This window comes from Amycolatopsis sp. Hca4 (genome assembly GCF_013364075.1).
GTDB lineage: Bacteria > Actinomycetota > Actinomycetes > Mycobacteriales > Pseudonocardiaceae > Amycolatopsis.
On the sequence record NZ_CP054925.1, the window covers coordinates 3,473,010 to 3,485,957 of the forward strand.

General features: G+C 72.0%; 13 protein-coding genes and 1 pseudogene. 4 read left to right on the forward strand and 10 right to left on the reverse strand.

The genetic code is table 11. From position 1 onward, the window contains the following. Nucleotides 1-3 precede the first annotated feature (3 nt). On the reverse strand, nt 4-432 hold the full coding sequence (locus HUT10_RS15355) for a nuclear transport factor 2 family protein (protein ID WP_254896883.1): 429 nt from the start codon (nt 430-432) through the stop codon (nt 4-6). An 88-nt stretch (nt 433-520) separates the two neighbouring features. Here HUT10_RS15355 and HUT10_RS15360 point away from each other — a divergent pair, with 88 nt between their 5' ends. Continuing rightward, nucleotides 521-1,270, forward strand: a complete 750-nt coding sequence (locus tag HUT10_RS15360) for a hypothetical protein (RefSeq protein WP_176171836.1) — start codon at nt 521-523, stop codon at nt 1,268-1,270. Here HUT10_RS15360 and HUT10_RS15365 read toward each other — a convergent pair. Beyond that, on the reverse strand, nt 1,258-1,992 hold the full coding sequence (locus tag HUT10_RS15365; protein WP_254896884.1) for an AfsR/SARP family transcriptional regulator: 735 nt from the start codon (nt 1,990-1,992) through the stop codon (nt 1,258-1,260). The two genes, HUT10_RS15360 and HUT10_RS15365, sit on opposite strands and share 13 nt — an antisense overlap. Before the next feature lie 91 nt (nt 1,993-2,083). Here HUT10_RS15365 and HUT10_RS15370 point away from each other — a divergent pair, with 91 nt between their 5' ends. Then, nucleotides 2,084-2,794 carry a PP2C family serine/threonine-protein phosphatase gene (locus HUT10_RS15370; protein ID WP_176171837.1) on the forward strand — a complete coding sequence of 237 codons (711 nt, stop codon included), beginning with the start codon at nt 2,084-2,086 and terminating at the stop codon, nt 2,792-2,794. A 206-nt stretch (nt 2,795-3,000) separates the two neighbouring features. Here HUT10_RS15370 and HUT10_RS15375 read toward each other — a convergent pair whose 3' ends face one another. From HUT10_RS15375 to HUT10_RS15390, 4 genes are read right to left on the reverse strand one after another with little or no spacing between them, the layout of a single operon-like run. Next, on the reverse strand, nt 3,001-3,477 hold the full coding sequence (locus HUT10_RS15375) for a DUF2127 domain-containing protein (protein ID WP_176171838.1): 477 nt from the start codon (nt 3,475-3,477) through the stop codon (nt 3,001-3,003). Nucleotides 3,478-3,503: 26 nt separating this feature from the next. Further along, on the reverse strand, nt 3,504-3,932 hold the full coding sequence (locus HUT10_RS15380) for a hypothetical protein (protein ID WP_254896885.1): 429 nt from the start codon (nt 3,930-3,932) through the stop codon (nt 3,504-3,506). Beyond that, nucleotides 3,914-4,108, reverse strand: coding sequence for a zinc finger protein (locus tag HUT10_RS15385; RefSeq protein WP_176171840.1), 195 nt, complete (start codon nt 4,106-4,108; stop codon nt 3,914-3,916). The genes HUT10_RS15380 and HUT10_RS15385 overlap by 19 nt, the downstream gene beginning before the upstream one ends. A gap of 54 nt (nt 4,109-4,162) precedes the next feature. Continuing rightward, nucleotides 4,163-6,490 (reverse strand): GH92 family glycosyl hydrolase, encoded by a 2,328-nt coding sequence (locus HUT10_RS15390; RefSeq protein WP_254896886.1) that lies wholly within the window; start codon nt 6,488-6,490, stop codon nt 4,163-4,165. Nucleotides 6,491-6,607: 117 nt separating this feature from the next. Between HUT10_RS15390 and HUT10_RS15395 the strand changes: the two genes are divergently transcribed. Together HUT10_RS15395 and HUT10_RS50970 are read left to right on the forward strand one after the other, a co-directional pair. After that, on the forward strand, nt 6,608-7,402 hold the full coding sequence (locus HUT10_RS15395) for a MerR family transcriptional regulator (RefSeq protein WP_176171841.1): 795 nt from the start codon (nt 6,608-6,610) through the stop codon (nt 7,400-7,402). Between the two features lie 216 nt (nt 7,403-7,618). Next, nucleotides 7,619-8,422: pseudogene (locus HUT10_RS50970) on the forward strand (erythromycin esterase family protein); the annotation flags it as partial. On the opposite strand, the gene HUT10_RS50975 reads toward HUT10_RS50970, so the two are convergent. The 4 genes from HUT10_RS50975 to HUT10_RS15415 form a co-directional block, all read right to left on the reverse strand. Continuing rightward, nucleotides 8,386-8,682: a hypothetical protein gene (locus HUT10_RS50975; RefSeq protein WP_254896887.1), complete on the reverse strand. Its 297-nt coding sequence runs from the start codon at nt 8,680-8,682 to the stop codon at nt 8,386-8,388. The pseudogene HUT10_RS50970 and the gene HUT10_RS50975 overlap by 37 nt on opposite strands. Before the next feature lie 28 nt (nt 8,683-8,710). Then, complete coding sequence (locus HUT10_RS15405; protein ID WP_176171842.1) at nt 8,711-10,159, reverse strand: amidohydrolase; 1,449 nt, start codon at nt 10,157-10,159, stop codon at nt 8,711-8,713. Between the two features lie 319 nt (nt 10,160-10,478). Next, nucleotides 10,479-12,041: an ABC transporter permease gene (locus HUT10_RS15410; protein ID WP_176171843.1), complete on the reverse strand. Its 1,563-nt coding sequence runs from the start codon at nt 12,039-12,041 to the stop codon at nt 10,479-10,481. Continuing rightward, on the reverse strand, nt 12,038-12,946 hold the full coding sequence (locus HUT10_RS15415; protein ID WP_176171844.1) for an ABC transporter ATP-binding protein: 909 nt from the start codon (nt 12,944-12,946) through the stop codon (nt 12,038-12,040). Before HUT10_RS15415 ends, HUT10_RS15410 begins: the two co-directional genes overlap by 4 nt. Nucleotides 12,947-12,948: the final 2 nt, after the last annotated feature.

Here is a 12,948-nt window from a genome sequence, read left to right on the forward strand (position 1 = left end):
CGCTCACGGCCCCTTCGCCCGCAGGTGGTGGCTGACGTCGCCGAGCAGGTCCACCGTCGCCCGGCGTTCGGTGAACCGCCAGCCACCCTCTTCCCGGGTGAAGCGGTCCTCGTACCGGCCCGCCGCGATCGTCTGCAGCGGGAAGCCGGGCACCGCCTGCAGCACCGTGAAATACGCCCGGCCCGATGCCGTCGCTTCGGATATCTCGAGGGCCACGTTCGTCGTCACGTGCTTGGTTCGCGGCGTGCCGTCCTCGTACACGATCACCGTCTCGCGCAGCATCCGCTCGACCTCCGCCGCTCCTCGCAGTACGCCTCCGCTTCCCGCGAATGTCCCCGAGGCGAACAACGCCCCCACCCCGGCGAAGTCCCCGGCGTCGACCAGCGCGGCGTACGAAAAGACCAGGTTCTCCAGCGCGCGACCGTCTTCCACGGAAACGATCTTACAGAGAAAGTATAGAAATCTTCCGTACCTTGGCGGGCGAACGGCGGCAGGGGGCCGCCGCGCCAGGGGGTGCTTCATGTCGCTCGATCGCCGTACTCTGCTCAAAATCGGGGCCGCCTCCGTCGCCGGGGTGGCTCTCGCCGGGGCCGCCAGCGGGACCGCCGTTGCCGACACCGGGTTGCCGCCCGTACCCGGGATGCTCGGGGACCGGCGGGCCAACGAACTCTGGTACCAGCTCGACGAAATCGCGCTCTACCACCCGTCTCAGGCCGTCCTGGACGCCTACGCCGAACTTGGCCGGTTCGCGCAGGAGAACGCGCCGGACGGCCTCTACGAAAAGTGGCGCGAACTGAGCCGGGACCCGGCCTACCCGAAGAACTACGCCGAATTCGCCCACCCCGTCGAACAGCCGCTCAGAACGCTCTCCACCCTGCAGCTCGACAACTTCGACCGCTTCTACCGCGGTGACGAAGCCGGTCTCGTCAGGGCGTTCGCCGACTTCGGGCAAGGCGTCCTCTACGACCCGCGGCGGGCGCCGCAGGAGTCGGAAGTGCACACCATGGACGGGAACCCGCCGAGCAGCTACCACTTCTGGCACGTGATCCTGCGCGCCCAGACGGTCCTCGGCATCGACCGGCGCCGGTGGGCCCGGATCGACCCGATGGTCGGCTTCGCCTGGGCGCTGCAGTCCATCGCGAAACCCGACCACCGCCACGTCAACCCGGGCTTGCCGCGCGAGCAGGTCCGCGCGCTGGCCCGGCACTGGCTGCCCCGCTCGGCGGCCCGGCTCGACCGGGACTTCCAGTCGGCGCCTTACCCCGCCTGAGCGTCCAGCACGCGCTGGTAGGCCGCCCGCAGTGCGGCGCCGGGCGCAATCCCGAGCCGCTCGTCGAGCAGCCGGCGGCCGCGGTGGTACACGGCCACCGCGTCCGCCGGCCGCCCGCTCGCGCAGAGCGCGGCCATCAGCAGGGCCCGTGCGCGTTCCCGCAGCGGGTGCTCGAGGACGAACGCGGTCGCGTCCGGCACCGCGCGCAGGTGGTCGCCCGACGCGATTTCGGCTTCGAGCCTGCCCTCCAGGACCGTCAGCCGCAGCTCGTCGAACCGCGCCGCCTCGCCGGCCCGAAGCGATTCGGCAACACCGCCCAGCGCCGGACCGCGCCAGAGCTCCAGCGCGGCGCGAAACCGCTGCCCCGCCCGCGCCGGCCGGCCGGCGCGCAGCTCGTCGTGGCCCGCGGAGGCCAGCCGTTCGAACTCCTCGGCGTCGACGGTCCCGCCGGGCAGCAGCAGGTAGCCACCCCCGGACCGCACGAGCCGAGCCGGGCGGCCGAGGGCCTTGCGCAGCCGCGAGACGTAGGTGCACACCTGCGCATCGACCGTCGAGGGCCGTTCGCCGTCCCATAAAAGTGAGATCAGCCGCGCATCGGGCACGACCCGCCCGCGGGCCAGCAGCAAGGCGGCCAGCAACGTCCGAGGCTTCCGCCCGCCGAGCACGGCAGGCCGCCCATCGGCGCGTGACACGGTCAGCGGCCCGAGAATCCGGAACTCCATCCCCCACCCCCTTCCCACGATACCCGGAAATCTCAGCCGCCCCTTAGGTTCGAGGCGGACCATGGAGATCAGAGGGGACGAGGAGGCCGCGATGATCACCACACGTCCGGGATACCCACGCTGGCACACGGCGAGCGCTCAGGGCCCCCGCACGCTCAACGCGGACGCGGTCGGAGCGTACGCGGCAGCGGGCGGCCCCGGCATCGCATTCGCTCTGGCGGACGGCGTCGGAGACGCCCCGGAAGCAGCCCGCGCGGCCCGCACCGCCGCCGCGGCCGCCGCCCGCACACCGGTCCACAAAGGACCGGTAGAGGCGGTACTGGCGGCGCAGCGGGCGGTCCGAGAGCAGACGCTCGGAGACGCGGTGCTGGTGGTGGCCATGCCATCGCAGAACGGCGGCTACCGCATCGCCTGGGTAGGAGACGCCCGCGCGTACGCCTGGGACGGCACGACGTTGAGCCGCTTGACCACGGACCACACGCTCGCCGAGTACTTCCGCGCGCACCACCAGCCGGTGACGCCCCGAATGGAGCACGTGGTGACCACAAGCGTCCGAACGGCAGAAGCCCACGAGATAGGCACGGCGGAGACGACGAGCACAGGCCTGTTGCTGACGAGCGACGGAGTACACAAGCCGCTGACGGGCAGCGGCATCCGAGCGGTATTGGCCCAGCCGGGAACGGGCGCGGCGGAGTTGGTCGAGGCAGCACTCAGCCGCGGAGGTTCGGACAACGCAACGGCCCTCTACGTCGAACCCCTGGAGGTCGACAGCAAGACGGTCCGATTTCCCATCGCCGCGTAGCCCAGACCCGAAAACAGAAGGCTGACGGCCACCCGGAAGCCCACCAACCCAACCTTCCGACCACACCCCCCTGCCAACCCGATACGCAGCCGCTTCAGCGGCCGGCAGGCTTTGTCAAGGCACGCTTTCCCGCCTTGACAAAGCCTGCCGGCCGTTGAACAATCCGGCGTTCGGGTCGGCAGGGGGACAAACCCCGGCAGAGCAAACTACGCCCGCTCCCGCTTCAACTGCCGATACTCCCGCAGAACCAGCACAATAATAACCACATCAAGAGCAGCAAAAAACGGCAACGCAATAGAATGCGTATGAACCGCCCGAAAAACCTCATAAACAACAAAGGCCGCAAGAATCACCGCAGCAACAGGATAAGCCCGGACAATCTTCCGAGCCAAGGCCCAAACCAACCCAAGCTTGATCAACCCATGAGCAAGCAGATAAGCAACTGCAAAAGTCTTCGTATCCCCGTGCAGAAAGTTCTCCGTAGCCGACTCGAGATGCCGGGCCAGCGTCCCGGAAGGATCACCCAGCAGGTCTCGCGTGATCACCGCATGGCTGAACCCGCTGACCGTCGAAGCAGGGACGAACGCCAGGATCAACGCCCCGACGACCTGCAGCCCACCGTCAAGCCCCTTGATCGCGATCGCCACGCGGAAGAACCGCTCGGTCGCCGTAGTCTCAGCCATGCCCCCAGCTCAGCAGAAACTCCCGATCACCGCACGTGGAGACACTTTTCGCACCGTTCGTGCCGCGCTGTCCGGCCGGTCGGGTCCGTCCCGTAGTACGGGTAGCACGCCGCGCCGCAGACGGCGAGGAAGATCGGCCCGCACCGGAGGGGGTGCGGGCCGACCTGGTGGGCGACGGCGAGCTCGCGCCGCCGGGCGCCCGCTTCGGGGAGCCAGCCGTCGTCCGGGAGGCCGGCTCGGACCTGGGCGTCGAGCTCGTCGGCGCGGCCGAGCAGGTCCGCGCCCAGGTCGGCGAGCCGCTCCCCGAGGTCGCGGAGGATGTCGGGCCGCGGCGCCTCCTCCCCGACCGTCCTGGCCAGCCACGTCAGATCGGGGACGAGGGACGCGTGCAGGTCGCGGATGCGCTCCAGCAGCCGATGGTCCCGGTCGGCGCCGTTCAGCACCGGGCCAGCCACGCCGACTCGCATTCGGCGCAGGTCGGGTCGAACCAATGTCCCCCGAGCTGCGGCACGTCCTTCACCGCGACCGTCACTTCCTCCCCGCACAAAGCCACGAACCGTTCTTCCGGACGCGGAGGGAACGCCCCGTCGAGCGCGTGGCGCTTCCCCTCCGCCTGCTGCCACCTCAACATGACGTCCAGTAGAACTGTCGCACCCGGTTGACGCCAACACGCGAAAGCGTGGACCTACAGCGCGGGTGGCGCCGAAGCCGTCCCCCACGTCGTCGGGGTGTCGCTCAAGCGAAACTCGATCCTGCCCGCCCGCAGCAGGTCCGCGTGCGAGATCCAGCTGCGCTCGTACCCGCGGTGTCCGATCCGGACGTCCTTTGTGTACTGCAGCTTCCCCGCACTGGCCCCGGGAGCCGAGATCTCGATCTTGCGGCCACCCTCCGGCCGGATCTCGACCTTCTCGAACATCGGCGTGCTCAGCAGGTACGTCCCGGACCCCGGCTGGGCCTCGAACACCCCCGCCATGCCGAAGACCAGCCACGACGAGATCGTGCCGAGGTCGTCGTTGCCCGGCATGCCGTACGGCGTGTCCGTGAACAACGTGCGAGCCGCTCGCAGCACCGCGGAGGTCTTCCACGGTGCTCCCGTCCAGCTGTACATCCAGGGCGCGTGCAGGTCCGGCTCGTTGTTCGGGTTGAACGCGAAGTTGTTGTGGTAGTCGTACGCGCCGTGGACCCACGAGTCCTTGGCCGCCTTCGCCGGGTCCGTCAGCAGCAGCGGCAGGTCGAAGAACGTGTCGAGCCGCTTCTCCGCCTGGGCCGGGCCGCCCATCAGGGCGAACAGCTTCGCCGTGTCCTGCTGGGCGAGCCACTGGTACTGCCACGGCGTGCCCTCGTGGAAGCCGGTCGACTGGGCCGGGTCGGGGTCGCCGACGCCGGTGCCGTCCGCCGCGCGGGTGCGGGGGAAGCCGGTGAAACCGTGGGACTCGACGCTCGTGTCCCACAGCTTCGCGAAGTTGCCGCAGCGGGCGTGCAGGGTCGCCGCCTTGTCGCGGTAGCCCAGGCCGGACGCCATGGTGGACAGCGCGCAGTCCGCGAGGGCGTACTCGAGGGTCGCCGAGCCGGCTTGGCGCGTGTCGCCGTAGGTGTAGCCCGGCAGGTCCTGGTAGCCGATCCAGCCGTTCCGCACGTACGTCGGGTTGCCGTCGCGGCCGCGGAAGATCGACTGGTCGTGCGGCACTTCGGTGGCGTTGCGCCACAGGGCGTCGAACAGCTGACGCGCCGTCCGGTCGTCGAGCAGGCCACGGCGGTAGTTGTCGACCACCCACGGTGTCACGGGGTCGCCGCTCATCACGTTCGTCTCGCCGCCGGCCAGCGCCCAGCGCGGCACCCAGCCGCCGTCCTGGTGGATCTTCAGGACCGACTTCGTCATGTCCGCGGCCCGGTCCGGGTGCAGCAGCGCGACCAGCTGGTTCTGCGAGCGGTAGGTGTCCCACAGCGAGAACATCTGGTAGTAGGTGTCCCGGCTGCGGTGCACGGCGTCGTCGAAGCCGCGGTACGAGCCGTCCACATCGGACCCGACGGACGGGTGCAGCAGCGACCGGTACAGCGCGCTGTAGTAGGTCCGCTGGTCGGCGGTGGTCCCGCCGGCGACGCGCAGCCGGTCCAGCTCGTCGCGCCAGGTGTCGTGGGCGGCTTGGCGCGCCTTGTCGAACGACCGGGGCTGCTCGGCGCCACGGTTGAGCCGGGCGCCGTCGATCGAGGTGTATGACAGGCCGACGGACGCCCCGACCTGGGCCTTGTCGGCGCCGAAGGTGAGCCACGCGCCAGTGCGCTGACTGCCGAGCTTCGCGTCACGCTGGTTCGGCGTGAGCTTGCTGTCGGTCCAGGTGCCGAAGCTCGTGAACTTCCGGTCGAACTTCGCGCTGAAGAAGACCTTGTAGCGCTCCTTCTGCGTCTCCCAGCAGAAGTTGCCGCCCTGCAGCCAGCCCTCGACGGTGTCGTCCCCGACGACGTGGACGTCGCCGGCGTAGGTGTAGCCGTTGCTCTCGCCGACCTCGATGAGGACGTTCTCGCTGGTGGTGCCCCTGGGGAAGGTGTAACGGTGCTGGCCGGTGCGCTGGGTGGCGGTCAGCTCGGCCTCGATGCCGCCGGCGAGCTTGACGCCGTAGTAGCCGGGCTGCCGGGTCTCGTCGGCGTGGCTGAACTTCGCCCCGTACACCGCCGGGTCGCTGCTGGTGACGGCGCCGGTGGTCGGCATGAACCGGAAGTTGCCCATCGTCTGGCAGCCGACCCCGGAGAGGTGGGTGTGGCTGAAGCCGAGGGTGGTGTCCTGCGCGTAGTCGTAGGACGCGTACTTCTTGAGCTGGGTGTCCGGGCTGAGCTGGACCATCCCGAAGGGCGTGGTGGCGCCGGGGAAGGTGGTCCCGTCGCCGTTGTTGCCGATCGAGGTGTCGACGAGCGTGGTGGGGTCGTCGGCGAACCTCGGCCCGGCGGCGGACGCGGGTGTCGCGAGGGCCAGCGTCGTGGCTCCGGCGAGCAGGGTGGCCAGGACGCGCGCTTTCATCGGTGTCCTCCTGACAACGTTGTCACATGCACGGTGGGATCTTTTCCGTTGTCCGGTGGACAAATCAACCCCGGAAAGCCTTGAACCCGACGTCACGTCAGGTTTTACCGTCGAGGCGTGAACGAACGCAGGTGGAGCGTCGGCGAGCTGGCCAGGGCCGCCGGCGTCTCGGTCCGCACCTTGCACCACTACGACCGGATCGGGCTGGTGTCACCGGGCGAGCGGACACCGGCCGGGCACCGGCGGTACGTCGAGGCGGACGTGCGTCGGCTTTACCGGGTGCGGACGTTGTGCGGGCTGGGGTTGTCCCTGGACGAAGTGGCCGTCGTGCTGCGCCACGCCGGCGACGACCTCGGCGCGCTGCGGACCCTGCTGACCGCCCAGCTCGCCGACCTGGACGCCAGGGCCGCGCGGATCGAGGAGTCGGCCCAGCGGCTCCGGGGCCTGCTCGCCCGGCTGGCCGAAGAGGCCATGCCGGCTCCGGAGCAGTTCCTCGCCGCCCTGGAGCCGATGCCGGTGGACGTCCACCGGTACCTGTCCGACGCGCAGCTGGCCACGATCACCGGCCGGGCCGCGGAGCTGGGCCGCGGGACGGTCGAGACGCTCAAGACCGAGTGGCTCGAACTCTTCACGCAGCTTCGGCGGCACCTGCTCGCCGGGACGCCCGTCGACGATCCGGCCGTGCAGGAGCTGGCCGGCCGCTGGCGGGACACGGCGGCCGCGTTCCACCCGCCCGACCGCGGGCTGGAAGCGGCGACCACGGCGCTCTGGGAGGACAACCGGGCCCGCACGGGCCGGGGCCTCGACGAGCGCCTCGGCTGGGCCGGCCCGGGCGGCGCCGCCGAGGTCGTCGACTACCTGCGCAAGGCCCGCGCCGCGGGCGAAGACACCCCCGAAGAACAGGACGAGTGAATGGACATCAGCGGCTGGCTCCGGGACAACCTGGTCCGCCTGCGGACGCTCGAGCCCGACGCCGGCCACGACGAGCTGGAGCCGCTGCGGGACATCGTCGGCGACGCCCGGGTGGTGGCGATCGGCGAGAGCACGCACCGGGTGCACGAGTTCTCCCGGCTACGCCACCGGGTGACCCGGTTCCTGGCCGAGGAGCTGGGGTTCACCGGGTTCGCGATGGAGTCCGGCTTCCCGGAGGGCTGGGCGGTCCACGACTGGGTGCTCGGCGGCGACGGCGACCTGGACCCGCTGCTGCGCACCGGGATCACCTACCACATGGGCCGGTGCGCGGAGATGCGCGACCAATTGCGGTGGATGCGCGAGCACAACCGCACCCACGACCGCAAGCTCCGCTTCTACGGCATGGACCTGCCGGACTCGAGCGCGTCCGCCCTGCCGGGAGTCACGGCCGCGCTGGCGTTCCTGGACGAGGCCGACCCGGCCTACGCCGCGGCGGCCCGCGAGCACCTGCTGCCGCTGTTCGGCTACCTGCCTTCCGACCGCACCGGGCTGGCCTGGGCGGCGCCCGCGATCCACGCCTACCTGGCGCTCGGCCCCGCCCACCGGCACGAGCTGACCGCCCGGATCGGCGAGCTGACCGAGCGCCTCCGCGCGCTGCGCGTGCCTTACTCCACTGTGGACGCGGCCCGGGCGGACATCGCCCTGCAGTGCGCGGTCAACGCGCGGTTCGCGGACGCCTTCCTGGCGAACATGGCGGCCGCGCCGGGCCGCACCTACCGCGGCGCCAACGTCCGGGACGCGGCGATGGCCGACAACGTCGGATGGATCCTCGAACGGGAGGAGCGCATCGTCGTCGGAGCGGCCAACGGGCACGTGCAGCGCCTGCCGTACCGCGTCCCGCCGATCGTCAATGAAGAACAGGTGATGCTCGGCCAGCACCTGGCCCGCTCTCTCGGCGACCGGATGGTGGTCATCGCGACCACCTACGACGGCGGCCGCGTGTTCAGCCACCGGCCGCGCCCGAAGGACCACCCGGCCACACCGACGTCTACTACGAGGACGTCACCCCCTGCACCGAACCGGGCAGCCTCGACGCCCTGCTCGCCGAAGCCGGCGAACCACTCGCCCTGCTCGACCTGCGGAAGGTTCCCCGCGACGGCGCGGTGGCCCGCCGCTTCGCCGAGGTCGACGGCACCCGGCAAGGGCCGTACCTGCAGCCGGCTGACCCGCTCGCCGCGTTCGACGCCGTCGTGCACGTCGACCGGGTCAGCCCGTGGCACACCTTCATCGACGTCCCGGATCCCGGGGTCAGACCTGGTGCGTGACGTGCCCGTCGACGATCGTCGCCGTCACCGGGAGGGCGCGGAGGTCGGCCGGGGACAGGCCCGAGGGATCCGTGGCCGTCACCACCAGGTCCGCGACGTCGCCCACCGCCACGCCCCGGCGGCCGCCCGACGACGCCGCCAGTGCGTCGGCGAACGGGATCGACTGCTCCGGGTGCCACGGCGGGCGGTCGTCGTCCGTGCGGGCCACCGCCGAGGCGATGCCGTCCCACGGGTCCAGCGGCGCCACCGGGGCGTCCGAACCGAACTCCAGGCGGGCCCCGGACTCCAGCAGCGAGCGGTACGGGAACGCGCGGGCCGTCCGGCCGTGCCAGTGCCGGTCCGCGACGTCGCGGTCGTCCGGCTGGTGGGCGGGCTGGACCGCCGCGATCACGCCCAGCGCGGCGAACCGCGGGACGTCTTCCGGGGAGAGCAGCTGGGCGTGTTCGATGCGGCCGGGGCAGCCGACCTCCTCGAACGCGTCCAGCGCGATCGTGTTCGCCCGGTCGCCGATCGCGTGGACCGCCGGGAGCAGCCCGTGGTCGAAAGCCCGCTGCAGCAGGGGAACCAGCTCGGCCGGGGGCAGTTCCAGCAGGCCGGGGGAATCCACCCCGGGGTACGGATCGTGGCAGTAGGCCGTGCGGGTGTTGAGGGAGCCGTCGACGAAGAGCTTGAACGGCCCGACCGTCAGCAGCCCGCCCGAGTCCGGCAGGACGTCGCCGGTGCGGTGGCCGCGTTCGATGGTCTGGTCCAGCAGGTACCGGGCGATGACGCACGAGATCCGGGCCGCCGGCGCGCCCCGGCGGGTCCAGTCCGCGACCGTGTCCGCGTACTCGTAGTCCACGATCTGCGTGACGCCCCGGGCGGCCGCCGCGGCCACCGCTTCCGCCACCCACCGGTCCTGGACGTCGATCGCCGCCGTCGGGAGCTGGGCCGTGGCGGTCATGCAGTCGCCTTCGAGCAGGACGCCCGTGGGGTGGTCGCGGCCGATCAGCTTCAGCGCGGCCGGGCTCAGCCAGAGCGTGTGCAGGTCCGCGCTGAACAACGCGACCGCCCGCCCGGGCAGCGCCCGCTGCAGCAGGTCCTTGTGCGGCTTGTCCAGCCACAGCGCGTCGCGGAACCCCGCGCCCACCACGAGTTCCGTCTGCGGCGCCGGGGTGGCCAGCAGGTGGGCGAGCAGCAGTTCGACCGCCTCCCCCGCCGAGCGGGCGGCGTCCAGCGGGATGCGGCGCCGGGACGTCGCCCACTGCACCAGGTGGACGTGCGCGTCGACCAGCCCCGGCAGCAGCGTCCCGCCGTGCCCGTCGACCACGCGCGCGGCGAACCCGGTGGACCCCGGCTCGGTGATCGCGGTGACCCGGCCGTCGTTCACCCGGACGTCGGCGAGCTCGCCGCCGAGCCCCGGCCGGACGCGACGCAGCAGAAGATCGTCCATGCCGACCACCTTGCCAGCCGGGCCCGTCCGGGTGAAGCACGGCTTGAGATGAGGAATAGCCGGGTATTCCATTAGCGTTGTCAGTAGTTGACAACATTGGCAGCCGTCGCCCGCCGAAGGGTCAGGGCCGGTCCATGGGCGCCGCCTTCACAAGCCGCGCAGGGTTCGACTCCCTCGGTTGCCGCGCGATTCTCGGGGCGAGGCCCGTGCGCGGAAAGCGCGCACCGGGCCTCGCCCCGCGGTGTCTCCTGGGGGTCGAACCCCCAGACCCCCGCCAGGGGCGAGCCCCCTGGACCCCCGCCGTGGTTCCGTTGCGTGGTCAGCCGACGGGCATGTCCCGGCGCCGCAACGCGTACAGCCCGGCCGCGCCCGCGGCCACCGCGATCGCCGCCAGCCCAAGGGCCGGTACCGCCGAGAACGTTCCGCCCGGCAAGCGCGGCAGGTGCTGGAACGGCGAGATCCCCAGTACCGCCTCGTTCCACTGCAACGCCGTCCCCACCAGCGACAGCAGCAGGAACGCCGCCAGCAGTCCCCAGGCCGCCGCCGCGTACCTCGGGACGCAGCCGATCAGCAACGCCGCCAGGCCGGTCAGGACCCACACCGCCGGCAGCTGGGCCAGCGCCGCCGGGACCAGTGCGAAACCGCTGCCGTAGGCCAGTCCCGTCGTCCAGCCCGCCACCGCGAGCACGACTGCCGGGCCGAAGCACGCGAACGTCAGGTGGGCCAGCGCCCAGCCGAGGCGGCCGACCGCCGTGGCCAGGACCGGTTCCGCCCGGCCCGCCGCCTCCTCCGCGCGCAGCTTCAGCGCCGTCTGCACCGCACAACCCGCCGCCGCCAGGCCGAACAACGTCATCGTCCCGGCCAGGTACGTGTCCAGCACCGCGCCGCCGCCGCCCATCCGGGAGAACACCTCGGCGACCGCCCTGTTGTCCCGCATCATCTCCGTGACGTTCTGCGCGACCCCGCCCATCAGCAGCCCGACGAGCGCGAGACACCCGGTCCAGACCAGCAGCGTCCCCCGCTGCAGCCGCCAGGCCAGCGCCAGCGGCGAGCGCAGCGACGCCTTCGCGCCGGACCGCCCGAGCCGCGCCGGCAGCAGTGCCGCCCCGAGGTCGCGCCGCGCCGAAAGCGCGATGGCCACGGCCACCGACGCCCCGGTCGCGACCACGCCCAAGGCCAGGACCCACCACTGCTCGCCCGCGAACGGCCGCAGCCGGTGCGCCCAGCCGATCGGCGAAAGCCAGGCGAGCCGGCCCGCCGAACTGCTGCTGTCCCCCGCCGCCCGCAGCAGGAACGCGAGCACCAGCGCCCCGATGCCCAGGCTCCGCGCGCCGCCCGCGCCCCAGGTGAGCTGGGCCGCGATCGCGCCGGCACCGGCGAACACCCAGCCCGCCGAGGAAAACCCGAGACCGAGCGCCAGCGCACCCGCGATCGGCTCCCCCTGCGCGGCGACACCGAACGCGGTCACCAGCCCGAACACCAGGCACGCACCGCAGGCGGCGAGCACCGCCGCCACCAGCCCCGCGTGCCGGCCGACGACGGTGGCGCCGGTCAGCTCACGGCGGCCCGCTTCCTCTTCGGTCCGCGTGTGCCGCACCACGGTGAGCAGCGCGATCAACCCGACGACGACCGGGACGAACCCGCACTGCCAGGCCAGCAGGTTCCCCACCGAGGAGCCGTACAGCGGGCCGTTGCGGACCACGAACGTCGTGCTCGAAGCGTTCAGCTGGAAGAAGTGCTGCCGCGCCGCGGCATCCGGGTAGGCCGCCTTGATCGACGACAGGTAGCCCACCGGCGCGAGCGCCAGCCCGAGGATCCAGGCCGGCATCAGCAGGCGGTCGCGGCGCAGCACCAGCCGCAGCAGCGCCCCGGTGCCGGTCATCGCGCCGCTCCGACCGGCTCGTCGTGGCGGTAGTGGCGCAGGAACAGCTCTTCGAGCGTCGGCGGGCGGCTCACCAGGCTCCGCAGCCCGGCTTCGGCGAGGTGCCGCATCACGCCGTCCAGCGCGGTCTGGTCGACCGACAGGTGGACGTGCGAGCCGTACGAGCTCAGGTCGTGCACCCCCGGCAGCGTCCCGAGGTTCGCCGGCACGTGCGCGAGCGAAGCGTCGATCGTGATCCGGCCCAGGTGCCGCAGCTCGGCCAGGGTGCCCGACTCGACCGTGCGGCCGGCGCGGACGATCGTGACGCGGTCGCACAGCGCCTCGACCTCGGAGAGGATGTGCGAGGACAGCAGCACGGTCCGGTCGCCGCGCTCCCGCTCCTCCGCGACGACCTCCCGGAACACCTCCTCCATCAACGGGTCGAGCCCGGACGTCGGCTCGTCGAGGACCAGCAGTTCCACATCGGACGCCAGCGCGGCCACGAGCGCGACCTTCTGCCGGTTGCCCTTCGAGTACGTCCGCCCCTTCTTGCGCGGGTCGAGGTCGAAGCGCTCGACCAGCTCGGCGCGGCGCGCGGGGTCGAGGCCGCCGCGCAGCCGGCCAAGCAGGTCGATGACCTCGCCGCCGCTGAGGTTCGGCCAGAGCGTGACGTCGCCCGGCACGTACGCGAGCCGCCGGTGCAGCTCGGTGGCGTCGGTCCAGGGGTCGCCGCCGAGCAGGGTGGCGCGACCGCCGTCGGCGCGCACCAGCCCCAGCAGGACGCGGATCGTGGTGGTCTTGCCGGCGCCGTTGGGCCCGAGGAAGCCGTGCACCTCGCCGGTGTGGACGGTCAGGTCGAGCCCGTCGAGGGCTTTCGCCGGACCGAACGCCTTGGTGAGGCCGTCGGCGGTGATCGCTGCGGCCATCG